The organism is Reinekea thalattae (assembly GCF_008041945.1).
GTDB classification, from domain to species: Bacteria; Pseudomonadota; Gammaproteobacteria; order Pseudomonadales; family Natronospirillaceae; genus Reinekea; species Reinekea thalattae.
Map to the genome: position 1 here is coordinate 1,939,440 of NZ_VKAD01000001.1, position 26,597 is coordinate 1,966,036.

At 44.7% G+C, this 26,597-nt stretch carries 27 protein-coding genes and 1 riboswitch; of the genes, 2 read left to right on the forward strand and 25 right to left on the reverse strand.

Annotated elements, in window-relative coordinates:
- Positions 1-98 precede the first annotated feature (98 nt).
- Positions 99-1,130 carry a hypothetical protein gene (locus tag FME95_RS08845; RefSeq protein ID WP_147714024.1) on the reverse strand — a complete coding sequence of 344 codons (1,032 nt, stop codon included), beginning with the start codon at positions 1,128-1,130 and terminating at the stop codon, positions 99-101.
- 228 nt (positions 1,131-1,358) lie between these two features.
- Between FME95_RS08845 and FME95_RS08850 the strand changes: the two genes are divergently transcribed.
- The gene (locus tag FME95_RS08850) at positions 1,359-2,789 is read left to right on the forward strand and encodes a protein adenylyltransferase SelO (protein ID WP_147714025.1); all 1,431 of its coding nucleotides are present in this window, start codon (positions 1,359-1,361) and stop codon (positions 2,787-2,789) included.
- Positions 2,790-2,792: 3 nt separating this feature from the next.
- On the opposite strand, the gene FME95_RS08855 is transcribed toward FME95_RS08850, so the two are convergent.
- From FME95_RS08855 to putA, 9 genes are all read right to left on the reverse strand, one after another.
- Positions 2,793-3,212, reverse strand: a complete 420-nt coding sequence (locus FME95_RS08855) for a response regulator (RefSeq protein WP_147714026.1) — start codon at positions 3,210-3,212, stop codon at positions 2,793-2,795.
- Position 3,213: 1 nt separating this feature from the next.
- On the reverse strand, positions 3,214-4,671 hold the full coding sequence (locus FME95_RS08860; RefSeq protein WP_147714027.1) for a sensor histidine kinase: 1,458 nt from the start codon (positions 4,669-4,671) through the stop codon (positions 3,214-3,216).
- A 164-nt stretch (positions 4,672-4,835) separates the two neighbouring features.
- Complete coding sequence (locus FME95_RS08865) at positions 4,836-5,519, reverse strand: SDR family oxidoreductase (protein WP_147714028.1); 684 nt, start codon at positions 5,517-5,519, stop codon at positions 4,836-4,838.
- A 153-nt stretch (positions 5,520-5,672) separates the two neighbouring features.
- Positions 5,673-7,112 (reverse strand): sodium:solute symporter family transporter, encoded by a 1,440-nt coding sequence (locus FME95_RS08870; RefSeq protein ID WP_147714029.1) that lies wholly within the window; start codon positions 7,110-7,112, stop codon positions 5,673-5,675.
- A gap of 64 nt (positions 7,113-7,176) precedes the next feature.
- Positions 7,177-7,875: a thiaminase II gene (tenA, locus tag FME95_RS08875; RefSeq protein ID WP_147714030.1), complete on the reverse strand. Its 699-nt coding sequence runs from the start codon at positions 7,873-7,875 to the stop codon at positions 7,177-7,179.
- A gap of 61 nt (positions 7,876-7,936) precedes the next feature.
- The gene (locus FME95_RS08880) at positions 7,937-8,554 is read right to left on the reverse strand and encodes a thiamine phosphate synthase (RefSeq protein WP_147714031.1); all 618 of its coding nucleotides are present in this window, start codon (positions 8,552-8,554) and stop codon (positions 7,937-7,939) included.
- A gap of 5 nt (positions 8,555-8,559) precedes the next feature.
- Positions 8,560-9,390, reverse strand: coding sequence for a bifunctional hydroxymethylpyrimidine kinase/phosphomethylpyrimidine kinase (gene thiD / locus FME95_RS08885; RefSeq protein ID WP_147714032.1), 831 nt, complete (start codon positions 9,388-9,390; stop codon positions 8,560-8,562).
- 64 nt (positions 9,391-9,454) lie between these two features.
- Positions 9,455-9,617, reverse strand: a riboswitch (TPP riboswitch).
- Positions 9,618-9,680: 63 nt separating this feature from the next.
- The gene (locus FME95_RS08890) at positions 9,681-10,685 is read right to left on the reverse strand and encodes a nucleoid-associated protein (RefSeq protein ID WP_147714033.1); all 1,005 of its coding nucleotides are present in this window, start codon (positions 10,683-10,685) and stop codon (positions 9,681-9,683) included.
- A 164-nt stretch (positions 10,686-10,849) separates the two neighbouring features.
- Positions 10,850-14,296, reverse strand: a complete 3,447-nt coding sequence (gene putA, locus FME95_RS08895; protein ID WP_147714034.1) for a bifunctional proline dehydrogenase/L-glutamate gamma-semialdehyde dehydrogenase PutA — start codon at positions 14,294-14,296, stop codon at positions 10,850-10,852.
- 85 nt (positions 14,297-14,381) lie between these two features.
- On the opposite strand from putA, the gene FME95_RS08900 reads away from it, so the two are divergent.
- Positions 14,382-14,864, forward strand: coding sequence for an Lrp/AsnC family transcriptional regulator (locus FME95_RS08900; RefSeq protein WP_147714035.1), 483 nt, complete (start codon positions 14,382-14,384; stop codon positions 14,862-14,864).
- Between the two features lie 166 nt (positions 14,865-15,030).
- On the opposite strand, the gene FME95_RS08910 is transcribed toward FME95_RS08900, so the two are convergent.
- From FME95_RS08910 to FME95_RS08980, 15 genes are all read right to left on the reverse strand, one after another.
- Positions 15,031-15,315, reverse strand: a complete 285-nt coding sequence (locus tag FME95_RS08910; RefSeq protein WP_147714037.1) for a YrhK family protein — start codon at positions 15,313-15,315, stop codon at positions 15,031-15,033.
- 94 nt (positions 15,316-15,409) lie between these two features.
- Complete coding sequence (locus FME95_RS08915; protein WP_147714038.1) at positions 15,410-16,726, reverse strand: MFS transporter; 1,317 nt, start codon at positions 16,724-16,726, stop codon at positions 15,410-15,412.
- A 50-nt stretch (positions 16,727-16,776) separates the two neighbouring features.
- On the reverse strand, positions 16,777-17,328 hold the full coding sequence (locus tag FME95_RS08920) for a GNAT family N-acetyltransferase (protein ID WP_147714039.1): 552 nt from the start codon (positions 17,326-17,328) through the stop codon (positions 16,777-16,779).
- Between the two features lie 50 nt (positions 17,329-17,378).
- The gene (locus tag FME95_RS08925) at positions 17,379-17,978 is read right to left on the reverse strand and encodes a pentapeptide repeat-containing protein (protein ID WP_147714040.1); all 600 of its coding nucleotides are present in this window, start codon (positions 17,976-17,978) and stop codon (positions 17,379-17,381) included.
- Between the two features lie 27 nt (positions 17,979-18,005).
- Positions 18,006-18,932, reverse strand: coding sequence for a hypothetical protein (locus FME95_RS08930; RefSeq protein ID WP_147714041.1), 927 nt, complete (start codon positions 18,930-18,932; stop codon positions 18,006-18,008).
- 234 nt (positions 18,933-19,166) lie between these two features.
- Positions 19,167-20,171 (reverse strand): CDF family Co(II)/Ni(II) efflux transporter DmeF, encoded by a 1,005-nt coding sequence (gene dmeF / locus FME95_RS08935; RefSeq protein WP_147714042.1) that lies wholly within the window; start codon positions 20,169-20,171, stop codon positions 19,167-19,169.
- 115 nt (positions 20,172-20,286) lie between these two features.
- A complete protein-coding gene (locus FME95_RS08940; protein WP_147714043.1) occupies positions 20,287-20,946 on the reverse strand; it encodes an NADPH-dependent FMN reductase in 660 nt (219 codons plus the stop codon).
- Between the two features lie 61 nt (positions 20,947-21,007).
- Complete coding sequence (locus tag FME95_RS08945) at positions 21,008-21,337, reverse strand: DMT family transporter (protein ID WP_147714044.1); 330 nt, start codon at positions 21,335-21,337, stop codon at positions 21,008-21,010.
- 72 nt (positions 21,338-21,409) lie between these two features.
- Complete coding sequence (locus FME95_RS08950) at positions 21,410-21,904, reverse strand: hypothetical protein (protein ID WP_147714045.1); 495 nt, start codon at positions 21,902-21,904, stop codon at positions 21,410-21,412.
- A gap of 240 nt (positions 21,905-22,144) precedes the next feature.
- Positions 22,145-22,615 (reverse strand): ASCH domain-containing protein, encoded by a 471-nt coding sequence (locus tag FME95_RS08955; RefSeq protein ID WP_147714046.1) that lies wholly within the window; start codon positions 22,613-22,615, stop codon positions 22,145-22,147.
- 21 nt (positions 22,616-22,636) lie between these two features.
- Positions 22,637-23,620, reverse strand: coding sequence for a Gfo/Idh/MocA family protein (locus FME95_RS08960; RefSeq protein WP_147714047.1), 984 nt, complete (start codon positions 23,618-23,620; stop codon positions 22,637-22,639).
- A gap of 92 nt (positions 23,621-23,712) precedes the next feature.
- Positions 23,713-24,126, reverse strand: a complete 414-nt coding sequence (locus tag FME95_RS08965) for a hypothetical protein (RefSeq protein WP_147714048.1) — start codon at positions 24,124-24,126, stop codon at positions 23,713-23,715.
- 119 nt (positions 24,127-24,245) lie between these two features.
- Positions 24,246-24,653 (reverse strand): GFA family protein, encoded by a 408-nt coding sequence (locus FME95_RS08970; RefSeq protein WP_147714049.1) that lies wholly within the window; start codon positions 24,651-24,653, stop codon positions 24,246-24,248.
- Positions 24,654-24,694: 41 nt separating this feature from the next.
- Positions 24,695-25,648, reverse strand: a complete 954-nt coding sequence (locus tag FME95_RS08975) for a calcium/sodium antiporter (RefSeq protein WP_147714401.1) — start codon at positions 25,646-25,648, stop codon at positions 24,695-24,697.
- A gap of 49 nt (positions 25,649-25,697) precedes the next feature.
- Positions 25,698-26,360, reverse strand: a complete 663-nt coding sequence (locus FME95_RS08980; RefSeq protein ID WP_147714050.1) for a YoaK family protein — start codon at positions 26,358-26,360, stop codon at positions 25,698-25,700.
- Between the last annotated feature and the right edge of the window lie 237 nt (positions 26,361-26,597).

Consider the following 26,597-nt stretch of genomic DNA (forward strand, 5'->3'; position numbering starts at 1 on the left):
AAGCAATGGTAATAATTTTGGCGCGGAACTGGATAAATTTATTTTTCATAGTCTGATAATCTGACAGTTAGCCGTCGCTGTCAACTCCCCGTATTTGATTAATCTGTAACAGAAATATCTAAGCTATCTGACCAAGAAGGTGAATTTTTTATATCGATATATACTGAAATGCTCCAGCCGATTTCATTGTACTCTGCTGTAAAGCTACTCATTGCATCTCTAGGAATAGTCAAACTAAAACGGTAACTAAAGTAGTCTTGCTTATCGGGAATAGCCAGCTTGTTACTATAGGCTAATTGCTTTTCAATCAATTCTATAGCCGTATCATAATGTCTAGTTGGCCCTGCATAACCCCCGCCTATAAAGCTTGTCGTTTCTTGTTTTTTAAGTTCAACTATCACTTGCTTTATTTTAATTTTTTTATTTGGTTTTATTTCTATATTAAGATTGACTTGCTCACCTACTGAATAAACACTTTTTGCTAAGCTAACTTTAATGTTGCTAAGTTTGTAAGTCGAAATTTTTCTATTGATCGTAGATACCGCAACAGACAACGCAATAAGACTAAAAATCACGCCTACTATTTCAGTAATAATAAGGCCTGACGACAACCCCAGCCATGCTATAACCCCCAGCATTGCAAAGATCGTCCAGTTGCCTTTTCCTTCAAGGTTGTAACGTTCCTTATCTGAAGAATTCACTTCAACTTCTGTTTTATTATTTTTTGCCAGAGAATAGATATCACTATTATTTGGGTTGTTTTTTAGAATGTAGTAAATTTCTTTCCAATACTTGTTGCCGTCAGCATCAATAGTGAACGCAGTCAAAGTCCAATTAATTTTTAGTATTTCGCCATCGTAACTCAACGGCGGTTGATCGACCGGAAGTTCAAAATCAAACTTATATTCGCCTCTATACAATCGGCCCATATAGATCGGAACTACCCCATGCCGGTCATAATCACGATCTACCTGACCCTTACCCTTTGCAGTCCACATTTTTGCTAGATAGACATTGCTGCACTGAACATCTGAGTTAATTTTAATGTACACACTACCTTTTAAGGTGTCATCTAAACGATACTCCCTTTTAGGATTACTTAGCGTTATGGTAATTTCTGGTGATTGCATCGTTTTAACCCACTCTCTGGTAGCTGTCGTTTAGCGAATACTCGCGACTCATTTCTAGTTTTACAGGTATCTGGCAAGCGAGTTTATCGTTATGACCTATGGCTTGCTATCGTAAAAACATAGCTTGAGAGTAATTGTGAATAAAACTGTGTCATTTGCTATTGTTAACCATGAAAAACGATCACCAGACTATTCACTATCGCTAGACAATTAACAGAGTCGATTGCTATGAAGTTCCAACACAGCTACAAAACCTTAGGCGCGGATTTTTACCAGTCGGCTAAGCCCGTCCAGCCCAGCAAGCCTGAATTATTGCTATGGAATGAGCGACTCGCAGAAGAATTGCAAATAGGCGAATTAACTGCCCAACCAGCGCTTGCCGCTGGTTACTTTTCTGGTGCTGAAATTCCTGCCAGCGCAGAGCCGATTGCATTGGCTTATGCCGGACACCAATTTGGTTATTTTAACCCTCAATTAGGCGATGGCCGAGCGCATCTATTAGGCGAATTAGAACACCGCAGTGGTCAACGATTAGATATACAACTTAAAGGCTCTGGGCCGACATTGTTTTCTCGCCGTGGTGATGGCCGCTGTGCACTAAAACCTGCCTTGCGGGAATTTATAATGAGCGAAGCGATGCATGCTCTAGCGGTACCAACCACTCGCTGTCTAAGTGTGGTCGCCACCGGTGAACCGGTGTTTCGCGACATGCCACAGGCGGGTGCCGTGGTGACGCGTGTCGCTGCCAGTCACATTCGAGTTGGCACGTTTGAATATTTTGCCGCCAAACAGGATAAAGCCTCGCTAGAAAAATTACTCGACTACGCCATTAGTCGTCATTACCCAAGCATCGATATTAACCATTGCAATAAAGCAGCGCTGTTTTTACAGGCGGTGATCGACAAACAAATTCATCTGGTGTGTGAATGGCTGCGCGTTGGCTTTATTCATGGCGTAATGAACACCGATAACTGTGCAATTTCTGGCGAGACAATTGATTATGGCCCCTGTGCCATGCTCGGTCGCTACCAGCCAAATACGGTTTACAGCTCCATTGATAAACAGGGTCGCTATGCCTTTAGCAACCAACCGGCGATCATTCACTGGAACATGGCTCGACTGGCCGAAGCGTTGATGGTGTTAGAGACAGGAGACGACTTCCAAACCATTATCGATCAATTCCAGCAGCGCTTTCAGCAGCGCTATCTGGCAACCTATCGTAAAAAACTCGGCTTAGTTGAGCACACTGCGCAAGATGCTGAATTGATTACCAAATTACTTACGCTAATGCAGCAACACCAATTAGATTACACTCAAAGCTTTATACTATTAGAGCAAGCACTGTCAGGCTCAGCACCGAGTAACGAAATCGCACCATTAAATAATTGGGTCGTAGAATGGAAAGACCGTATTGGCTTTGATCCTGAACGAAAAAAAGCAGCCTCTGAGCTTATGCAACAGACCAATCCACTGATAATCCCGCGCAATCATCATGTTGAAGCGGTGCTGGAGGCGTGCGAACAGGCACAGAGTGGCGAACCGGCGAAAGAGTTTTTAGCTGCGATTAGATCACCATATCAGCCAACCATCACAACACAGAAGTTTCAATCGACTGATCCAGACTACGATCAAAACTATCAGACCTTTTGTGGCACCTAATCATCAAACCAGACCCGCGATATTCTCTTTAATCAAACTTTCGTTACACTCTTCTTTTAAAATATAAGCGTGGACAAAATCATAAGACATGGAGGTTTCTTTTTCGTCCGGGCGAGAGGAGGAGGTTATCATTAGAATGACGCTGGCTTGCAAGTCTTTTTCTTTTCGTATGTCAGAAAAATCTTTTAGGAATTCTAACCCGTCTACCCTTGGCATATTAATATCCAAAAAAATAAGCAACGGCGGATAATCTTCGGGAAACAATAATTTTTGTTGTTCATAGCTTTCAAAAAATTCGAGCGCTTCTTTACCATCGGATTTCTCAAAGACATTAAAATCGAAACCCGCTGACTCTATTTGGCGCTTCAAAATATAACGGTCGACTTCATTATCATCCACAATCAATATAGAGATTTTTTTCATCTTAGGATCCTTTATATTTTGGTATCATGACGTTAAATTCCGTGCCTTGATCACTGCTTATAAAAGAAATAGTTCCCTTCATCATATCGACATGCTTTTTAACAATAGCCAAGCCTAGACCGGAGCCCTGACTAACTTGAGGATGAAAGCGCCGGAATTTTTTAAATAAGAGATGTTGATATTCCTTTGGGATTCCCAGCCCGTTATCTTTCACTGAAATCACCGTACTCTTTCCGCTGTCGGCTATCTCAACACTGACCATCGGCGTCGTTTTATTGTTATCTTTATATTTAATAGCGTTAGCGATTAGGTTTTCTAAAATTTGTTGTAGCCGAATGTATTCACCATAAAAGGTTCCGTCTGCTGGAAACGAAAAGCCAAACTGTACTGATGACGCCTCTATTTGTATCGCCAATTTATTTTGAATAGCAGAAGCTATATCGCTGAAGTCGACATGCATGGCATCGACTTCAGACACATCCGCTTTCGCCAATGTCATCATATCTTCCACTAGCTGAATTAACTGTGTTGTCTGGCTGTCTATTTTTGTCAGATTTACTTGAGCTTCTTGATAATCACCCTGCGCCATATCCATTTCTATAAGCTTAATCAGCTGGCGCGTTGTGGTTAGCGGAGATTTAAGATCATGCGACGCACGATAAGAAAATTGCTCTAGTTCTTCATTCGCTTGTTTCAGTGATGCAGTTCGGCTATCGACTATTTTTTTCAGTAGCGAATTACTTTCTTCGTTCATCGCATCTTGCTCGATGCGCTCAACGGCAACTTTAAGCAACAAACCTAACTCGCCTGAGGTTCTCTGGATGAGATTCTGTACCGTGTCGCCTTTATCGGTTTGACCATCGGCTGACAAAATATTGATAACGCCACGAATAGAGCCTGAAATATTGCGTGAGAGATAACTGATAAACAGAATGTTGCACAGTGAAATAATCACAATCATCGGCAGCATCACTGTGATGATAAAATTAACTGTCTTAGTTATCGGCTTTTCAAAGCGGGTAGAGTTTTCAGTAAATTCATCTACTGCTCGTCTTAGCTGCATGAGCATATCCTGATAGCTCAACTCTTGGTTTTCAAACTGATCCAGAGCCGCTAAAACAACATTGGCATCCGCAACATCCTTTTTACAAATATCTAATGCATAGGACGTATTGATTAAGCTCATAATCAGCTTATCGACGGCATTAACTTGCAAAAGGCATTCGGCAGGCTGACGTTGAACGTCTTTTATCAAGGCACGCAAGTAATCAACATCGACCGCTTCTGTTTCCATCAACTGGCTTACGGCGTTGCTATACTCAACATTATATTTTAAATGTAACGAATTAAGCTGATGAAAGGTGGCGCCTTTGGATAATTGCAAAGCCGCCCATATGGTAATGCTGACTTCAAATACCGTCAGGCTAACAATCACCATCAACTTTCGTGATATGTTCATGTTGCGTGCTCTTTATACAAGATCACAACTAACAATAGACGGTATCTAAGCGCTTTCCATTTATTTTTATTGTTGCCTATTCAGGCATTTAACTTCTGGAATAGGCATCACCTGAGGATCCATTCAAATCTATTTAGGCAAACTAAGCGCCTATAAACGAACAGCTACCAAGGATGCTCGTCACCTTGCCAAGTGAAGAATCGCCCCGTGTCATTCAAGCTAAGTTTTTGCGCCAATGCTAATAGGCCTGTGGCACTTTCTTGCGCTGTAATATCTGCATTTTCACCGCCCATATCGGTTTTAACCCAACCCGGATGCACCACACAAGCAACAACTCCCTTTGCTTTGAGTTCATTAGCAAGCACGGTAACAACCTTATTTACTGCCGCTTTTGAGCTGCGATACGCATACATACCAACACTGTCACGCTGCATAGAACCCATCTGGCTAGAGATGGTGATAATACGAGGATTTTCTGACTGCTCAATCTGGCTCAGCAAGGCACGCGTGACCATTAACGGAGCAATACTATTAATAGCAAAGGCATCCAGCCAAGCACTCGCCTCAATGCCTTCTAGAGATTGGTCATCGGCACCGATGGTGCCAGCGTTATTGATTAAAATATCGATCGTTTGACCCGCTAATTGCGCCGATAACGCCTTAATCGCTGACTGATCGGTGACTTCTAATTCTTTTAACACCAGCTGCTGATTCGTTGCTAGTTCGCTAAGTGCATCGCTCGGCTGATTCCGATAGGTTGCTATAACCTGATAACCCTGCTGTAAAAACTGGCGGGTTAATTCCAGACCAATACCTCTAGAGGCACCTGTAATTAATACGGTTTCCATGCTGCACTCCTTTTCTATAACTGAATTAAAAACGAATTGTTAGCAGCTTAAGTATGCATACAGGAAATGACAATCGAAAGGCTAAGCCAAATTAAAAAAGCCCGTTAATGAACATCATCATTAACGGGCAACGCAGGGATTAGAACATTTAAACTAGCTGGATAGTTTTTTCGCTTGGTTTGCAATGATCGAGAAGTCGAAGACTTTTTTGCTCGGCAACATCAATAGCAACAATGACACAGCAACCGGCGCAAAGCTGGCTAACATAAAGGATTCATATAAAAACTCGGCAGGCTGGCCCGGTTTTGGGAAAAAGTAAAAACCACAGACCAATCCGACAACGATACTCACTATGGCCTGATAACTTTTATAGCGACGATTATAAAAACCAAAAAATACCGGGAAGGCCGCAGCGCAACAAAGTAAATCGGCTAACAGGAATAGGTACAGAATACTTAACCCTTTAGAGGCAACAAACAATGCAATCGCCGACAAAGCAATAACCAACCAACGCGACAGCACGATCAAACGGGATTGCTCGATGTTCGGCAACAAACGTTTAATATCAATAATAAACAAGCTATGAAAACTGCTCACCGAAGAGTCCGCACTGCTCATAATCAACGCCAGGCCAAAGAAGACCAAGCCAACCAATAACGCATAGGGTGCGCCATCAAGCAGCACACTGAACAGTGCCGTTGCACCGGTTCCCGGCAGCGACAAACCAACAAAAGCCAAACCAAATAAACCCAAAGCGACAATAATCGGGAAACCAATTAGACCGCTGAGTAAAAAGCCGCTAGCTAACGCTTTGCTGTCTTTAGCTGCAAACACTCGTTGCCATGTGCCTTGATAAAACAAGCCTGTTAATGCCACCGCTAAAAAGAAGGTAATACCCGCTTTGATACCAGAGCTTTCGAATGGATTAATTAGATGCGCAGCCTTTTGCTGCAAACCTTCGACAACCGGTGCCGCACCGCCAGTCGCATACCAACCTAACACTAAAACAAGTACGATAAACGGCAGGATAATCAACATCTGTAATCGGTCGGTGAAGATCGACACTTTAAGCCCGCCATACAGGGTGTAAAGCAGGGTTGCAACGATCACGATACTGGCTGTCAGCCATAATGGCACTGGCGCAATTAGCGCAACAATTTGAGCAATACCAGTTAAGCCCGCAGCTAAACCGATAAACAAATAAAACAACATAATCGCCAAGACAAACAGGTAAACGCCACGGCCATAACGCGCATAAACAAATTCGGTCAGCGTATGGCCATTAGGCATCAACTGACGAATACGCTTACCCAATGGAATCATCACAAGGCCCGGCACTAATACGCCTAAGGCATAACCAATAACACCACTGATGCCTCCCCAAGTTGCCAGCTCAGCAGGGCCAAATAAAACCCAGGTGCCAAGCGTTGTCGCCAATAATGTGAGCAGCGTTGCGCTACCAGTTTGGCTGTTTCGCGCAATAATAAAATCTTCTAGGTTAGATGGTTGGCGGCGCGCAAATAACAGGCCTGCGAGCGCAAAAAATACTGAAAAAAGACTAAGCCAAATAATGGCACTAAGGTTGGTAAGCATTGGGTTTCCTATTTAATAAAATCAGTTAGTAGCTAATCGATTGCTAATTAAAATTTAATCACGGTTACGAGCGACCTGCTCGCAAACCCATGGACCAAAACTGAGCTTCCAGTTCTGTTGCGGTCGTAAAACGTTGCTGCATCTGTTGCCATCTTGGACTTTGCTCAGGCGCATCACCGACACGACGGGCAATGGCAAGATCTAACAGATGGCCGATATCAACGCAGGCCTGTTGATATTGCTCACCGCTGTAAATATCGATCCAATCTTTATAGGGGTTGCCTGCCACCGCGTAAGGCTTAAGGCGCAAGCCGATTTCACCATAGCCAAAGGCACAGGGCGCCAACGCCAGCACCAAATCTAAAAAGTCGCCTTGCAAGCCAGAGTCGAGCACATAACGGGTGTAGGCGATGGTTTCGAGTTCTTCTTTAGCGTCGTAAATTTCTGCTTCGCTGATACCTTGAGCGGCGCAGGTTTTAACGTGAATCGAAAGTTCATGGTTAATCAACGAGTCGACCGTGGCGGCACAGAGGCGCATCTCTTCTGGGCATTCAGCTTTAACCACACCCAACGCCCAAGCGCGTGAGTAATGCATCAGATAAACGTAATCTTGAATCATGTACTGTAAGAATGATTTTTCTGGCAAGCTGCCGTCGGCTAAACCTGCGACAAAGTCGTGCTCAATATACTGTTGCCATTGCTCACTACAGCCAGCACGTAACAGGGAAAAATGTTTACCGTAATTCGGAATCGTATCTGTCATATGTATCGCCATTAAAAACGTTAAAGGGATTTTTTATTCGTAACTTAGAGATAAATAAAAATTATAAATTTTGGCGCTGAGGACGACAGCGTTCGAGCCACTCATTAACACGCTGCTCGGGGTTTTCATTGAGCGTAATATCAGTCACGGCAGAAACAATATCTGCGCCTGCGTCAAATGCGCCTTGAGCGCGATCGACCGACATGCCGCCAATGGCAACCAATGGAATATCGCCAATTTTTTCACGCCACTCGGTGAGCTTTTCTAAACCCTGTTGATGCCATTTCATTTTTTTTAAAATGGTTGGATAAACCGGGCCCAAGGCAATGTAGTCAGGTTGCAACGCCAACGCTCGGTCTAATTCGGCTTCATCGTGTGTACTGATGCCGAGTTTAATGCCGGCCTTTTTTATTGCGGCAAGATCGGCGCTGTCGAGATCTTCTTGGCCTAAGTGCAGCCACTGACAACCCAGCTCGATGGCGAGCTGCCAATAGTCGTTAATCACCAAATCACATTGATGTTCCTGACAAATTTTTTCAGCCTGAATAATCTGTTCACGCACAACCGACATCGGCTGATCTTTAATTCGCAACTGAACCAATTCAATACCGAGCGGCACTAAACGTTGCAGCCATTCGCTGTTATCAAAAATAGGGTAGAACGCAGCCAATTTTTTCATTTCGATTACCGCCAAATTTCGTGAAAATGATGAACAGGGCCGTGACCTTTACCGACCGTTAATTGATCGGCCTTGGCAATAGCGGTATGCAAATAACGATGAGCGCGCTCAACAGCCTCCGGCAGCGTAACGCCTTTGGCTAACCAAGCAGCAATGCTCGAAGAGTAGGTACAGCCAGTACCGTGCGTGTTTTTTGTGGCAATGCGAGGCGCCTGAAAAAGCTTTGCAGCAAACTCATGACCGAGTAGAAGATCACGGCAAATATCTGCGTCACCATGACCGCCTTTTAGCAACACCGCATCTGCGCCAAGCGCTAACAATGATTGCGCATGCTGTTGCATTTGTTGCTCAGAAATAGCCTGCTGTGCTGGCAAGTTCAACAATACATTGGCTTCAGGAAAGTTGGGGGTAATAAGATTGGCTCGTGGAATGAGCAGGCTTTTCAAGGCGTCGATGGCCTCGTCTTGCAGCAAGGCATCACCAGACTTTGCAATCATCACCGGGTCCAATACCAGATAACCCTGATAATCTTTTAACGCCTCGAATACTGCGGCAACCAGCTCACTAGAAAACAGCATGCCGATCTTAATGGCTTGCACATTGAGATCATCCAGCACGGCTTTAATTTGTGCGCTGACAATATCAATCGGCACCGGATGAACCGCTGTCACCGCCTGAGTATTTTGCGCAGTAATGGCAGTAATAACACTTGCGCCATAGGCACCGTTAGCAGAAAAGGCTTTCAGATCGGCTTGAATTCCGGCACCACCACCGCTGTCAGAACCGGCAATAGTGAGCGCTATGGGCGTTGAATTATTAGGAGAAGAATTTGTCATCTACATCACCAAGTTTTACTAAGCGACATAGGAAAAGAGTGCACGAGAGGATGCATTATTGCTGCATAAAATCGTATCCGTTCCCTACGCCGATACTAATCGGATCAGGTTCACCGGGTTGATGCGAGCATCTCTCAGCCTAACTAATTTTAACGCTAGCTCATTTAAAACTATATTGTTTAAAGGCTAGCTGTTTTAAATTAATTTAGGCACCCCGACGGACTGCTTTGAAAACAGCATAAAAAACTTAATCTGTCTTTACAAGCGATCTTTTTATAATTTTTTTTGTTCTAGCCTTCGTTATCGCGCAATGCCGAGTGCAACTGCTTAACTAAACTGGGCGGCAAATGCGTGATTGTCAGCGTTTCATTATCTGGATCAAACTGAATGGTTTTACCCAAGTTTTCATTACTGAAACTGATAGAAACTTCTTTAGTTTTACCGGTATAACGCTGGAATTTTTTAAGCGCACTTCGGTTAGGAATAAACTCTTTTTTAAGCTCTGGCTGCTCGGTTTCAATAAAGTCTGTTAGGCTTTGCTCTGTCTGACTCGGCACTTGATCTTTGATCACTTCGGCCATTTCATCGGCAACAACAAGCTCACCCAATTTGTCTTGTTCGGCGCAGTATTCCAGTGCTTTTTTTCGATAATTTCCGCCGGCTTCTTGCGGTAAAGACTGGCTATAGGCTTTGACGATTTCTAAAAATCGCTCGGTATCTTCGGCGGTATTTACTGTATCGACAAAGTCGATAAAATTGACCAAACTGCTTTGCAGCGCTCGGTCGCCAAAGCCAAAACTGATGGTTAAGTATTTTTGCTCTTGCTGAGCAAAGGCGGCTAAATCTATACAGCCACCAAAGCCTAATTTAGCAAAATCAATAACGCTACTGGCTTCTATGTCTATCGATTTATTGAGCTTAATGCCGTGCTTGTGTTTAAGCTGGAAAAACCAAAGCAATCTATCCTGTTCGGTCTCTTCTTCGGCAAAAAACCAATAGCCTTCGGTTTCTTGCTCGTCCTGTTCAATCGCCATTCTTAGCTGTTTTAACCACTGAACGGTCAATTCGGCAAAGCTCAAATCTTGCGATGACCACTGCTCAAGCAGGGTTTTTACCGTGCCATTGGCGTTATCGAACTGGCCATACTGTTTGCTCGCACGGTTAAAAAAAGCACTCTTAATTTGTGCCAGCAGCGTATTGAGCGAATCATCAAGCGGGTATAAATCTGGACGGAGAGTCAGTGTTGACTCAGAAGCGCAGACCAATTGGTGCGCAATTGCGTGTTTAATAGACATAACGACCTAAACAAAAATAACCAGCCGCTATTCTAGCGAATCCTGATGCAATCTGTCAGCGTTACCAGCTTGCGTCAGCCTGTAATCGTGACGGCTAACGCAAGCTGTGTGCTCACTCTTTAAGTATTAAGCTAAACGAGGCTACTGATGAGCAGGCTTAACCATTAACCGCCAGCCAATAACTCGGTATTACCACCAGAGGCGGTGGTATCGATACAAACATGGCGTTCATAAGCAACATGGGCAATATCTGGCTGGCCAATAATCAACGGTCGCAGTGCGCCTTGCATTGCTGCCAAGGCTTTTTCCAGTTGCTGTGCTTGTGTCGCGTCGCCCCACCAAATCACGGCAGAAAAACCTGCAAGTTTTTGCAACTGTTCACTGTAGATTAAACCCGCACAGACCACCGCCTTACCACCGCATTGACGAACCTGCTGCGCCTGTTGCTCTGCCAACTCCACACTTGGTCCAAGACATAGCACCGCAGGCTTGGCAACAAAACTTAGACAGTTTGATTCCCCCGTCGGCCCCGGTAATGTCATTGGTGTGATAAAGGTTTCGGCAGTTGCCTGATCTATTTTTTGCTGCAATTCTGCCAACGCTTCTGTACTTTGCGCTGTCTTTTTAGGTAATTCAGTTGCCGCTGTTTCTGCAACCGCATTACGATAAAAACGCTTGAGGTAATTTGGTCCACCCGCTTTAGGGCCGGTACCAGACAAGCCATGACCACCAAAAGGCTGGCTTCCGACAATCGCGCCAATCTGATTGCGATTAACATAGATATTGCCAGCCTCAATGTGTTCACTTAACCACTGCACTCGATTATCGATACGCGTTTGCACGCCAAAGGTTAAGCCATAACCAGTCGCGTTGATGTCATCGACAACCTGCGCTAACTGGTGATTTTTAAAGCTAGCAATATGCAAGACAGGGCCAAAAATTTCTTTTTCTATGTCGCTAATAGAGTCCACTCGAATCACCGCTGGGCCAATAAAGGTTCCCTGATCCGAGCTTGGCATCAACTTAAGCAAACGCCCTTGTTGCTCTGCTTTGTCAACAGCGCTTTCTATGTTAGCCAGTGCTTCTGCATCGATAACTGGGCCAATATCGGTACTCAACTGCCACGGGTCACCCAGTGTTAACTCCGCCATGGCTCCGAACAACATTTCGGTAAACTCATCGAGAATATCTGCTTGTACATACAGGCAACGTAATGCCGAACAGCGCTGACCCGCCGATTGAAAGGCGCTTTCAATCACGGCGCTGACAGCCTGTTCTAACAGAGCAGTACTGTCAACGATCATCGCATTTAAGCCACCGGTTTCAGCAATTAATGGCGCGCCAGGTGATAGATTTTCGGCCATATTACGACGAATACTTTGAGCCGTTTCGGTCGAGCCAGTAAAGGTTACACCCTGTACTTTTGGCTGCGCCGTTAGCATGGCACCAACGTCACCGCCGCCAATTAATAGCTGCATACTCGCCACAGGCACGCCAGCTTCATGCATTAGTTGCACCGCGCGATAAGCAATTAGCGGGGCTTGCTCAGCAGGCTTTGCTAGCACCGCATTACCGGCCGCCAATGCCGCAGAAATTTGCCCGGTAAAAATAGCCAACGGAAAATTCCACGGTGAAATACAAACAAAATGACCAACCGCTTCGGCCTGAATAGCATTGGCTGCGTAATAACGTAAAAAATCGACCGCTTCACGTACTTCTGCTACGGCATCGGGCAGGGTTTTACCGGCTTCACGGCACAGCAAAGCAAACAACTCACCAAAGTTTTGCTCATAAAGATCCGCCACTCTGTTAAGAATTTTTGCTCGCTCAGTAACCTCAGCCGACCAGGGTTGTGCGCTATTCACGGCGACCTCAACATCGGCTTGATTAGCAAAAACAGCTTGCCCCAAAACATCATCAGCATTGGCTGGGTTGGTTAACTTAACGACCGCCGTGCTAGTGGTTTTTTTATCGGCTAACAGAGGTTCCGCTTGCCACTGGGCTTGATGGAACGGCGACCGGGCCTCTTCTATCGCCTCTAACGTCGGCAGATGCGTTAAATCCCAACCCTTGGAGTTAGGTCGTTGTGGTGAAAACAACTCACTACCTACCGCCAAATTATTAAACTGGCTATCGCCGATCAGTCGAGTAAAAGGATCGGCGGCAACCACTTCTGGCTTTACATTTTCATCGGCCATTTGGTTTACGAATGAACTGTTAGCGCCATTTTCTAATAATCGACGCACTAAATAAGCCAGTAAATCTTTATGAGCTCCGACCGGCGCATAAATCCGGCAATGCACCTCTTCTTGTGCTTTGACGACATTAAACAGCTGTTCGCCCATGCCATGTAAACGCTGAAATTCATAAGCGTTATTGTCTTCAGCTAAATGCAAAATCGTGGCAACGGTATGGGCATTGTGCGTTGCAAACTGAGGGTAAAATCGATCGGTCATGCTCAGCAAGCGTTTGGCATTGGCTATATAGGAAACGTCACTGGCGGCTTTAGATGTAAACACAGGAAAGTCAGTCATGCCTTTTACTTGCGCCAGCTTAACTTCGGCATCCCAATAGGCTCCCTTCACCAAACGTACAGATATGTGTCGATCTAACTGAGTCACCAGTTGGTAAAGGGTATCGATTACAACTCCAGCACGCTGACTATAGGTTTGCACCACCACACCAAAGCCATCCCAATCGGCCAGTTCAGGATTGGCTAACACCTGCTCGAACACCTCTAATGACAGAAATAATCGATCTGCTTCTTCAGCGTCTACCGTGAGCCCAATACCTGCTTCTTTAGCCAGTAACGCTAACGAGGTTAATCGAGGCACCAGTTCGTTTAACACTCTTGTTCGTTGAGCGACTTCGTAACGGGGGAATAATGCCGATAACTTTAGCGATATTGCTGGATTCTCTCGAGTTGATGCAGCCGTACATTCTGAGCTAACAGCACGAATGGCTTCAACGTAAGCTTGCAAGTGGCGCTGTGCATCCGTTTCAGTTTTCGCCGCTTCGCCTAGCATGTCGTAAGAATAGCTGTAGCCCTTTTTCTCCAGCTTGCTGGCTCGTTTAATGGCCGACTCAATGGTTTGCCCCAGCACAAATTGACGACCCATTTCTTTCATCGCCAAGTTAACCGCAGAACGAATAACCGGCTCGCCTAAGCGCTTTATCGCATGGCGAATATGGCCTACAACACCCGGTTGGTAATCATTTAAAACCTTAGCTGTTAGTAATAAGCCCCACGTTGAGGCATTCACCAATGAAGACGATGACTGACCTAAATGACTGGACCAATTGCTAGGCACAATTTTATCTTCAATGAGTGCATCCATAGTTTTAGCATCTGGCACTCGCAACAGCGCTTCGGCTAAACACATCAGAGCAACGCCCTCATCAGTCGATAGCCCGTATTCTGCTAAAAAAACATCCATTAAAGCGGGTGATTTTTGCTGACGAATTTCTTCAACTAGCGCAGCACCGCGAGCACTAATTGCCTGTCGAGCCTGTTCAGACAAGCCAACTAACGTTATTAATTCATCAAGGCTTTTCTGTTCATTTGCATATGTCGAGCTATCCAATGGATAAAACAAACTGGTTGAGTTCATTGCCATATTCCTTCCGCTAAGTGGTACACAGTTTAGGGGAATTGAGATAGTCTATTTCACTACATAAATAACAAATACGATCCATATGAACCAAAAACCAGACAAAACAAACTCTAATGAGCCATCAAATCTTGATTTTCATGACGAAAAGATTCTAAAGGTACTGTCGAGTGATGGCCGCATTAGTATTAGCGAATTAGCGCGGCGCATTAATCTTTCTAAAACGCCGACGCAAGCACGAGTAAAGCGGTTAGAAGCCGAAGGCTTTATATTGGGTTATCGCGCCATGCTAAACCCCATTCGTATGGGGCTCGACCACGTTGCCTTTGTCGAAGTCACTCTAAACGATACTCGCGAGGCCGCGCTGACCAAGTTTAATAACGAAGCCGCTAAAATCGGTGAAATAGAACAGTGCCACATGATTGCTGGCAACTTCGATTATCTGCTCAAGGTACGCACCCAAAGCATGCGTGCTTATCGGCAAGTGCTCGGCGAAAAAATATCGGCATTGCCATACGTTGCCAACACCAAAACCTTTGTCGCCATGCAATCAGTCAAAGAGGTTTAGAGCTGTCTTTATTGGTGAATGGTGAATGGTGAATGGTGAATGGTGAATGGTGAATGGTGAATGGTGAATGGTGAATGGTGAATGGTGAATGGTGAATGGTGAATGGTGAATAAAGAGTATTGAATAGAATGTGTTTAATAGAAAAATATTCACCTTGAAAAGAGCATTAGCCTGCATCGCTCAGAGTATCTTTAGCGCTCTTAAAGGCTCGGCTTACATGCACCAAGCTGGTGAGTTTTATTAGTGGTTTAATCAATAGCTGCGCGCTACCAAGAATAAATAGCCAGGTACCGTTTTCAACAAGAGTGCTGGATAAAAACATCACACTGCCAACCAGAAACCAAATGGCTATCAAAAGATCATTGAAAGCATTAAAGGCTTCGTAACGGCGCTGAATAACAATGTGTCGCTGGCCTAAGTCGAGAACCAGATCGTTAGAGTTAGTCTTCATACTCGCTATTCCGCTTAAGTAAATGCACAGGGAAACAAATATCAGATAGCCGGTCAATGGCCGAGCTAATTAGTTCGCACGATCAGCATAAAAATCAGTCGCTGACATCCGGCAAAGCCTTGGCGTACAGCACGCCAAGTAACGCGATCACGGCAAATAACAACACCAGGCTTGCCATACTGATCCAGTGAGTTAACAGGCCGAACAAGCTCATCAGCAACAGCATAAAGCCAATGACTGTATTACTAACCGCTACATAACTGGTGCGTTTATCGCCTTCGGCAATATCAACCAAATAGGTTTTGCGACCAACACGTACACCGTCGTGTGCAATGCAGACCAAAAAATACAGTACCGCCAACAGCCAAGGAAAAAGCGTCGACGTCGATAACCAATGATCGCATAAAAATAAAACAACGCCGATCATGGCACTGAAGCAAGCGCCAATAATCATCACCGAACGGCTTGATCGATCTGACATTCGGCCCCAGATTGGTCCAGAAATAAAAGACGCCAAACCACTGGCAAACATAAAGGTCGCCAAGATAGAAAGTGAGCCCTGTGTGTTTTGTTGCGCCAGAATAAGATAGTAGGGCGCACTTAACGCGGTTGATAAAAACAGCGTCCTCGTAATCACAAAACGGCGAAAGGCGGCATCGGTTTTTAACAACGACAACTGCTTAAAGGCTTCAAGTAAGCCGCTGCGACCACCATCGACTTCGCCGCCGTACTCTTTAATTCGAGCATAAATAAGCGCCGCCACAAGCCAAACAGCACCTGCTATAAAAAGGCTCACAGCATAAAATGCAGCACCTGCTTGCCAGTTTAAGTAGCTTGATAATGCCAACAGCAAAGCCAAACCAATGGTGACAAAACCGGCAGCCGTAGAAGACCAGCCGTTAGCTTGACCGCGCTGATTTTTAGGGACCGTTTTACCTAAAACATCTTTTGAAGCAACCGAGTTTAGGCCACGCGATAAGCTGAATAACGTCAGTACGATAATCAACAACCAACCGGCGGTAGCGCCAGTAAAGTTCATCGCAATAAAGCCAATCGCCATAACGCAAATAGCTTGCAACACAGCGCCAACCACCCAAACCCATTTGCGTACCGGAAAGCGACGAATATAGTGTGCAATGCTGAGCTGCGGCACCAAGGAACCGGCTTCACGAATCGGCACCAGCCAACCGACTAAAAACAACGGCGCACCGACGCTGTTCATCAACCAAGGCAATGTCACCTTTGGGTTAATTAACGCATCACCGACCTTAGTTAAAAACTGTGCGTAAATGATGCGCATAAAATTACCCGGCACTACCTTGCAGGCAGCATCGGGAATCGCCTTGCAGGCCCTCGCATCTTCATCGTTAATGAGTTTTTCGTAAATGCTGTAATGAGGGTCTGACTGCATAACTGTTTAATTTTCTCTGGATTAGAAGCGATTAATAAAACAATTGGCTTTTAAGCTTTGGCTTGCTTCCAAGCGACTTTACTCAAACCATAGATGGCGTGATCGACAACACGGCCATTAAGATTCTCGGCTCGGCTAATAATACCTTCTAGTGTAAAGCCTAAGCGCTCGGCAACATTGCGGCTGGGTTGGTTTTTTTCGGCTGCAGAGATTTGCACTTTTTCCATCTCGTACTTGGTAAATGCCAGCTCAATTAGTTTAGCAACACAGCGAGTCACAATACCCTTACCTTGGTAGGCAGCGCTCAGCCAATAGCCGATTTCCACACGTTTTAATTGCTGGTCAATTTTATTAAAACTGATATTTCCAACCACCTGATCCTGAAAAATCATCGCGCAAACTAATGACTTACCGTCGGCATAGTCATGCAATGAACTTTGAATAAAGCGCTCAAAAAATTGTTCATCGTGCGCGTGCGGCGGCCAGGCTAACCACTCACTTAAATAGGCTCGCTCTGTGGCTGCAATTTGAAAATATCGGGCAGCCATGCTTTTCTCAACAAGCGAAAGTTTTAGCTGCGGGTCTATGTCTAGTGTGAACATTACGATCCTCTTGAACAGTTGATCCTTACATAGCTGGTCTAGTGGACGAGCTAATCCACTAACTCAATATCTAAAGACTCCAGTAACGCTAAGGCTTCAAATCGAGTAAATTTAGCGTTTGTTAATTTATTTTCCATAAGGTCGATCGAAAAATTACTCGACTCAGTAAAATCAACGGCTTCTAAGTCGGTATGCATAAATAAGCTATTAGTAAAATCACAATAATTCATTGATGCGTTTTTTAGCTTAGCCTCTCTAAAGTCGACCTCATGCAGTTTGCATTCTTCAAGCTTTAACTCATGCAACGTTAAACCAAAAAAAGAAGAGTCATTCATAATGCAACGATTAAAACTTAACTCTGCATCCACCTGAAAAGATGGCCAAGAAGCACGAGTCCAATCAACGCCCACCAGTTTGCAATCTGTAAACGTTAGATCGTAAAAACGTGAATTTTTAACTTTCATCAAACTGAGATTGCATTGATTAAAGGTGCAGCTTAAAAATTTGCAGCGATCAAAAATAGCGTCAGAGAAATCACAGTTATTAAATTCACAGCTTTCGAACTCAGTCCCTATAAGCTCTATAGCCTGTAACGTCTCATGACTAAAGGTAGTATCAAAATACTGTTCAGAACTATCGAAAACATTCATTAATATCAGCCTATTATTTTAGAACAACTATTCAGCCACGAACGATTGCTCGGCTTTTTCAAAACAATTTTGAATGGCTTTTTTCGATGGAATAGCGCCTGCTGGTGCATGCACTTGCATTTTTTCACAATCAATAATGACCGGAACCGAGCTACTGGCTTTTAGAATTTTTTTCATCTTTAGGCTTTTTAATACCGCTATATCATCAGCGCTTGGTGATGCATCGAATATGAAATACATATAGTGAATAGCCGCTTTAGTACCAGATAAGGCAGATTTTTTTAACGGTATGAGCTTTTCAAAATAGGCAGCGCTGTTATCTTTCGCTTGCGCCACCGTAATTTTATTCATGTCGAAAACGGATACCGATAAGAACGTATTGACGTATTTTTTTACCGCAACAAACGCCAATCCTGATTGCTCTGGCTCGTCCTCTTGGTTTAATACTAACGGGTCGATCTCTGCAAAACCTTGACTATTAACGACGATATCTTTGAGCCGTTCGCGTACTGTTGGCAAAGCACTAAAATAAGAAATTTGCTTTTTACGCTTCATCGCCGCGCTATAAATTAAAAAACCAATCACGGCAATAAATAACAACTTACCACCAAGGCGATTCCAAAAACTAAGGTACGGCTTTTCTGGCAATGTTTCTCCGGCGGCATAAACGATGAGTTTTATATCCTCATTAGGAATGTCTATATAGCTGCCTTCGTCTTGCAACATACCAACCAGCCTGCCGTCATAATTAAAAACCGGCACAAACAAAATCGATACCGATTTATAGAGATAGCCGATATCGACGTAATCACCATTTGCGGCTTGGAAGCGCTCGTCATCGGGAAGTTCGAGTACCTTAACGATGTCTTCACCGCCATACGAAAATAATATGGCATGCGCATAACTTGGACTCATGGCAAGCATAAACAACAAAGCTAAAATAGATTTTTTCATGGTTGACCTTTTATTAATAAAGCAGCATGAATCTCTTATCAGGCAAATAGATAAAGGCCTCAAGGTATAGGTTTTTTAAGGCTAGCGATCATGGCTAATCGTTAAATTTTTTAAAAAGATTAGGTTGCAGCCAATATACAGCAAGCGATTCGCTTAATCGACACTCTGAATATTGGCTAACAAACGGATGGCGCGTTAAAACAAACAGCAGCTGGGCGCTGCTTATTCGAGGCTCTAACGGTTTAGCGGTATGCAGGGAGCTTCTAGACACTGATTCACTTCGATCGTGATATGAGAGAGCCGATCAAACTCGGCCAGCAACGCCTGATAATGCTCAATAGGTTGCGGGTAGTGCGTCACTAACGAAAGGATTGCCGCGTGATGATCAGAACTTATTTTCCAGACATGCAAATCAACCACTCGGTTATCGGCATCCTGTTCTATTTTGGCTTTCACCGCCTGCAAGTATTTAGGTTCGATACTGGCATCGAGCAAAATAGGCGCCGTCTGCTTGAGCAAACCATACGACCAGCGGGTAATAATAATAGCCCCGACGACACCCATAACAGGGTCTAGCCAATTCCAAGCAAAATACTTTGCCGCCAATAACGCGACGATTGCCAGCAGCGAAGTCATGGCATCGGCCAATACATGCATATAGGCAGCTTGTAAATTGTGGTCACGAGAATGAGATGGCTGCGCTCGGTGTTCGTGGTGTTCGTGGTGTTCGTGGTGTTCGTGGTGTTCGTGGTGTTCGTGGTGTTCGTGGTGATGATGATGGTGGTGATCATCTTTCAGCAAGAACACACTGATCACATTAATCGCTAAGCCAATGCAGGCGACTAAAATAGCTTCGTTAAAGTGGATCACCTGTGGCGCAAACATTCGGTGCATCGATTCGATCATCATCACCAACGCCACAACCGCGAGCGCGATAGCGCTAGCAAAACCACCCAAAACATTAACCTTACCTGTTCCGAGTGCAAAAGCAGGGCTATTGGCATGCTTACGAGCGTAGTGATAAGCAAACAACGTAATCATAAACGCCGCGACATGGGTGCTCATGTGCCAACCATCGGCCAATAACGCCATCGAGCCAAACAGGCTACCGGCGACAATCTCTGCAATCATAGTGACAGCCGTGAACACCAACACATACCAGGTTCGGCGTTCGCCCTGATTATTCTTTAGGCTAAAGTCGTGATTGTGTTGCCAATTGTCCAAGCTATGTACATGCATAAAAAACCTTACTGCGTTATTTGAGAGTAATGTAAATGATAGTCACTACTATGTAGCAAACCGCTCTACGAATACTTTGATCTAACTCAGCCAAGGTTATTTTATACCGACCTAGCTAAGGCGCGTTACGTTGTGATGGATCACGGGTAAAGGCTTTTAGCTGTTGATGAGGGTCGACCTGCGCTTTAAATTGACGTGCAGCCTCGGCCCACCAAACAAGTTGATTAAAGCTGCGAGAAAAGTAGTCGAACCAGGCTTTAGCATCTTCACCTTCTTGCCATTGCCCATTTTCGTTCAGCACCTGCTGGGCACTCGGCACATGCGTCATGGCAGAAACCGGTAAGCATCCTAGCTCCGATAAAAAAGTACGCATGCCCAGCGCGGCTCTCATACCACCCCATTGTCCGGCAGAATAAGTAACGATAGCGCTGGGTTTATAGGAAAACAGCGAGCTACCAAAATGGTTGAGTAGATTCGACAGTGCCGGGCTCATTGAATGGTTGTATTCTGGACTGATCATGACGTAGCCGTCTGCCGATTCAATTGTCTGCGCCAATTCTGCCAACGGTGTTGGTGCTTGCGATTTTGCATACGCAAAGTGCGGCTTAAAAATTGGTTCCATTGGGTAGTCGAGCGCATCGACGACAACAATTTCATGCTCACTGAAACGCTCAGCAAAACAATTTAAACAGGCTTTAAGCACTCGCGTACCTAAACGAGCAGGTTTAGGCGGTGTGCTATCGCGTACGGTACCTAAAAATACAACCAGTTTCATGATGACTCCTTTTCGCCAAAATAGATTTGTAACAACTTTTTAAAAACTGACCGCGGTTTGCTTAATGACCGATCGCCTTCGAAAAAACATTCATAACGACGACACCACTGATAATCAACGCAATGCCCAACAGTGCTGCCCAATCAAGTTTTTGGCCAAAGATCATGGCGCCCATGAGCGTGATAAGCACCACACCCAAACCTGACCAAATGGCATAAGCAACGCCAATAGGAATGGTTTTAAGCACTAACGATAAAAAATAAAAGGTGATGGCATAACCGACTATCACGAGCATGCTCGGCAGTGGTTTAGAGAATTGTTCCGATGCTTTTAAGGCACCCGTGGCGATAACCTCTGCAACAATAGCAATGGCCAAATAAAGATACCCCATCTGAACTCCTTAACGATTTCAACAACGGTCGGCTCATGCTAGCAAGCTTTTAGGCAGCACTAAATAGCCATGCTATTGGCTAAAGCTAAGACTATCTCTTTTGCCTGTATGACAATCGCCAAACAGTTCCATTTCGATAGTCTCACTGCCCGCAGACTGCTGAAAATAAAGCGTTAAACCAGAGACCTTATCTTCTCTAGCCGAGGCAGGATCGTGGAATAACCAAACCTCTTGCCAGCGTGTCTGAAAGTGATTAACGATGCGTGCTTCAATAAACTCTTGTTCACCATAACCACATAGTTGATTGATCACAAGGAAGGCAACCTCATGTTGATACTCCTCGCTCATGGCTGTTTCACCCGGCTTTCCCGCCCAGTCTTGAACGTAAACAACCGACTGACTATTTGATTGAGAATGATCAACCACTAAGCGCAGCGGCGATTTTTTTTCGGCTTGCACTTTATTCCAAGAACGTTGCATAGATTCACTGGAGGTTGTGGCACAGCCAATGAGAAACATCAAACTGATGAATGCGCCACTGTACTGTAACCACCTTTTGGTCTTCACGTTTTACTCCTAAAAATTTTGCGCACGTTTATTGTTCTGCGCAAATCTATTGGGTTCAGTAGAGATATTGTGCGCATAGCTTGTTTTACAAGCTGAAGTTAAAGATTAGCTAAGCTAAAACTGAAAACATTCGGTAAACCTGCAAAGGAGGTTAGAGGTTAGAGGTTAGAGGTTAGAGGTTAGAGGTTAGAGGTTAGAGAAATTTTAGTTTAGTAATAAAAGCAACGAGCTTATTCGTCGTTACTTTTTAGGGTAAACCATTTTAAAACGCTCAAGCACTAATAGCATTTCTGGTGTCGGTTCTATATTAAGTTTCTGGCACTCTTGAGCAAAAAAATCCCAATGCGATTCTCGCCAATGGCTCAAGGTTTTATCGCCTTCACCTTCTTGCTCGGCAAATTCCGCCGTAACATCCTGATAACAACAATGGCTAACCTGTGTCGTTTCGATAATACACACCGGTTCACCACTGTAGTTAGTCACCACCTGTAAATGGCCGACTCTCGGCATCTGTTCACCTTCATGGCTGTACCAATAATCCAAACTACAGGTGGCGGTTTTTTCTCCGCGCAAAACTAATTCTGCGCAGAGATCCGCATTGTATTTATCGGCACAAAAATAATCGCTGCTAAAAGACGAATAACGCTGAGCTTGCTCTGCACTTAAACTCGATAAGTATTGCTGCAAAAATTCTTGACTTGTTTTATTCATAAATCGATTAGCCCAATTAATTTAATCAGCCTGTAAAATTTGTTCCATCACCCAACTGGTATGCAATGCCGTTTGTCCGGTAGAGGGATGAACCGGCTCGCCACTGCTGAGTTGCTGGCGCATATTTTCAACATGATAGCGCTGGATGTTTTCTGGGTTTTCTATGTTGAACGACTGTGTCTGATCGCCAGTATAAATATAGATCGGTTGCTCTTCGAATATTGAAAATCGAATCTCACCGAGACTGCCTAGCACGACCACTTCATCTTTGTGTTTAAAAGCACCAAAGTTCCAATAGCCTGTACCAGTAATACCATTTTTGTGATGCCAACAGGCACTGACAGCATCAAACGCGCTGTACAAAGCCTGCTGATTAACGCCAACGCCTGAAACTTTTTCATAGTTACCAAACAGGTATGCAAACAAATCCAAACCATGACTGGCGAGATCATCAAAATAGCCGCCCAGAGCAACCTGCTTATCGGTTCGCCAGTTGTATTCCTTAGACTCATCGAGTGCGCTGGTCGGGCTATGGAATTGCCAACTGACGTGACGTACGCTGCCAATGTCACCGTTATCAATGCACTGCTTAACCTGCTGAAAGCGCGGTAATGATCTGCGGTAATAGGCTACAAATAGCGGTAACTTGGCTGCCTCAAAGGCTGCAACAATTGCTTCGCTATCACTTAAGCTGGGCGCTAATGGCTTTTCAATGCAAGCAATTTTATTCGCTTTAGCCACCTTAAGCGCGTATTCCATATGGCTGTCTGGCGGCGTAGCGATATAGACCGCATCGACCTCATCATCATCGATTAACGCCTGTGCGTCGGTATAGTATTTTTTAATGCCATGGCGTTGAGCGTAATCCTGTACCAGCTCTGCATTTCGACGCATCACGGCAACCACTTCGAAGCCATCGGTTTTTTGATAAGCTGGGCCGCTCTTTACTTCGGTAACCGCGCCACAGCCAATAATGCCCCAACGAATATTTTTGTTTTTATTCATATCAGCTCCAAACTCAAGGGGATTGATGTTCAAGCCGTTGGCCTTTTGATGACCGATACAAACGAGATCGGTCGTAATAAACCGCCGACTGGTTAAGTCGGGTTAGTGTAATGCACCTGCACTTTTTCGCCTATCCCCCAAGCGTGCTTTACTTTGTATTCAGAACCGTCGAGTACATGCATGACATTAAGCTCAGAATCAGAGCTCCAATAAAGATTAATGGCGTATTCTTCTGGAGAGCCCGGCGCTATAAAGATGTTTCCGGCGGAATTTTTTAACGAATGATGCGAACGCACCACAGATATTTGGGTATTTAAGCCGGTCGTTGCGCCACAGTCGCGCTGAAACACAACCGCCTTGTATTGGCTGTCAGGCGAAACAGCAACGGCATAAACCTGGTTAGAACAGAGCCCGCTGGTTAGACGGAACAGCAAAACCAGCAATAACACAGGCACGACAATAATCGCCAAACCGACAGAATAAAGCACTAGGGTTAATTTTTTCATCTGTACAACAAACTCAGTCAAAAATCAAATAGTACACTGTTCAATATTAAAATTAAGCTATCACTAACAGATATTTTTACTTACCAGCTATGACTCCAAACACAGACAAAGCAGCCTAATTAGGAACGATCTCTCGGGTGATTAACGCCATCGTAAGTGGGTATCTGTGCAATTTTTAAAGGGTTAATGCCATCCAGACAGGCAACGTTAAAACCATATTGATGCGGGTTGGAGCGCCGTTGATGATGGGTATAAATGCCGCATTCACTGCAAAAATAATGTTTCGCTTCCATCGTATTAAACTGATACAGCTTTAGTTTATCTTGGCCTTTTATAATTTTTATACCGGCCAATTCAACCGAAGCGGCAATGGCGCCTCGACGACGACATAAAGAGCAATCGCAACGGCGTACATCGACCAACCCTTCGGGTAAATCGAGTAACATCTCTACCGCGCCACAATGGCAAACCAAGCGATGCTGCGGGTTAATTTTTACACCATCAACCGAACTTAGATTTATCGGCATAACGCCTCCTATTTAAACGAACAGGATTTTAGTTGCCACACTCAGGCAGTAAAGCTGAACCAAACGTAAAGGCCGTAACCAGCCAACAGAGCAAGTCCTTCCCATCGCATTAAACGACGGCCGGTATACAAGAACATTAATAACAGCAGCGCTGTCGCTAACAGAATCCATTGATCAAACAGCAACACTCGAGCTGGAATAGGCAATGGCTGTAGCAGCGCAGACACACCCAAAATACCCAGCAGGTTAACAATATTACTGCCTAAAATATTACCTACTGCAACATCGGCGTGACGGCGAATCGCAGCGATCACCGATATCGATAACTCAGGCAGCGAAGTGCCAACCGCCACCAACGTCAGGCCAATTACCGCATCAGGTACCGAAAAATGACGAGCGAGACCGGTCACCCCAATAAGGAACAACTGCGAACCAAATACCAGCATCAAAAGCCCAAAACCGACGGCTAAAGTCATGACAATGATTGACTTCGGCTTCGATGTCAGCGCTTGCGCTTCGGCCTCGTGTACCACACCTGAAGGCGCAGCTTGGTAGCGCTCCGTCCAATAAGCCCAAACTAAATACAGCAACAACAGCGAAACCAAGATAAGGCCATCGAATCGAGAAACGCTGTGGTTAGCAGCCAACAGTAAAAACAACAGACTGGCGGCAACAACGGTGATTGCATCGCGCTTAAGAGCCAACGGTCGCACCGCAAGCGGCGTAATAACTGCGCACAACCCCAAGATAAGCAACACATTTCCAATGTTACTGCCCACCACATTGCCAATGGCGATATCAGGCTGACCATCTAATGCGGCATTAACAGAGACCACCAATTCTGGTGCGGAAGTACCAAAGCCTACAATAACTAGACCACTCAACAGCGGCGAAACACCCAAGCGCTCAGCCGCCGCAAGCGAACCACGAATCAAGGCTTCGCCACCGAAGGTCAGCAGCGCAATGCCAATTAGGAAAAACAGTCCATCAACGATCATATAGCTCATTACCCTTAGCAGCTCAGGTGCCAGTAACAATACAGAATTAACGGCTGTAGTTTTTTACATAAACCCGATAACTCATTCCAATAAGTAAGCAAACAAAAGCAGGTACAAACAACGACTCAAAACCATAAGCGGTATACATCAACGCGCCAGCGGTACCGCCTAAAATAAAACCGACGATAATAAATAGAAACAGCTTAGCTTTACGTCTATCGAGCGCCTGACCGCGAACGGCGGAACCCAACATCAGGCCTAAGTCGGTAAACAATCCTGTCACGTGAGTGGTTCGAATAATGGCACCGCTGTAAGTTGTCGCCATAGCATTTTGCAAACCACAGGCCGCCGAGGCAAAAAAATGGCCATAAAACGAGCCACTCAATAATAACCACGATGATAAAAATAACAGCAGCGCCTCGATAAAAAGCGTCGTATCGTAATGCTTACCCAGCCTCAGGGTTGAGCCATGCAACAAAAACCCTGCCAGCGAAGCGCCCGCCAAGAAAGCTAACATAACTCCGAGCAAATGAAATATTTTTTGCCATGACAAACCTAGCAACTGAGCACCCAATAAAGTTGCCGTGCCAGAAAGGTGAGAAACCGACTGATGCTCAAAGCCGAGCAGTCCGATTGCATTAACACAACCGGCAATTAACGCTAGCGCAAAAGCGCCCAATTCCACCCATTTAGGTAATTGTGAAATCAATGACTCGCACTCCTATACAACGATCGCCATCGTTTAATGGCTCGTTATTGTAGTTTTTTTTATTTGGATGTTTATAGGGCGAAGTCAAATAATCCAGTGAGGATTAAAACCTTAGTAACAAATTAGATTTTACGAGTTAGTAAAAGACACCACTATAAAAGCGGCTTTCACTTGAAGCATCCATCCATCGTGTTTTTATTAAGATAGATGGACGGATGGATGCTATAGCAGGTTAAT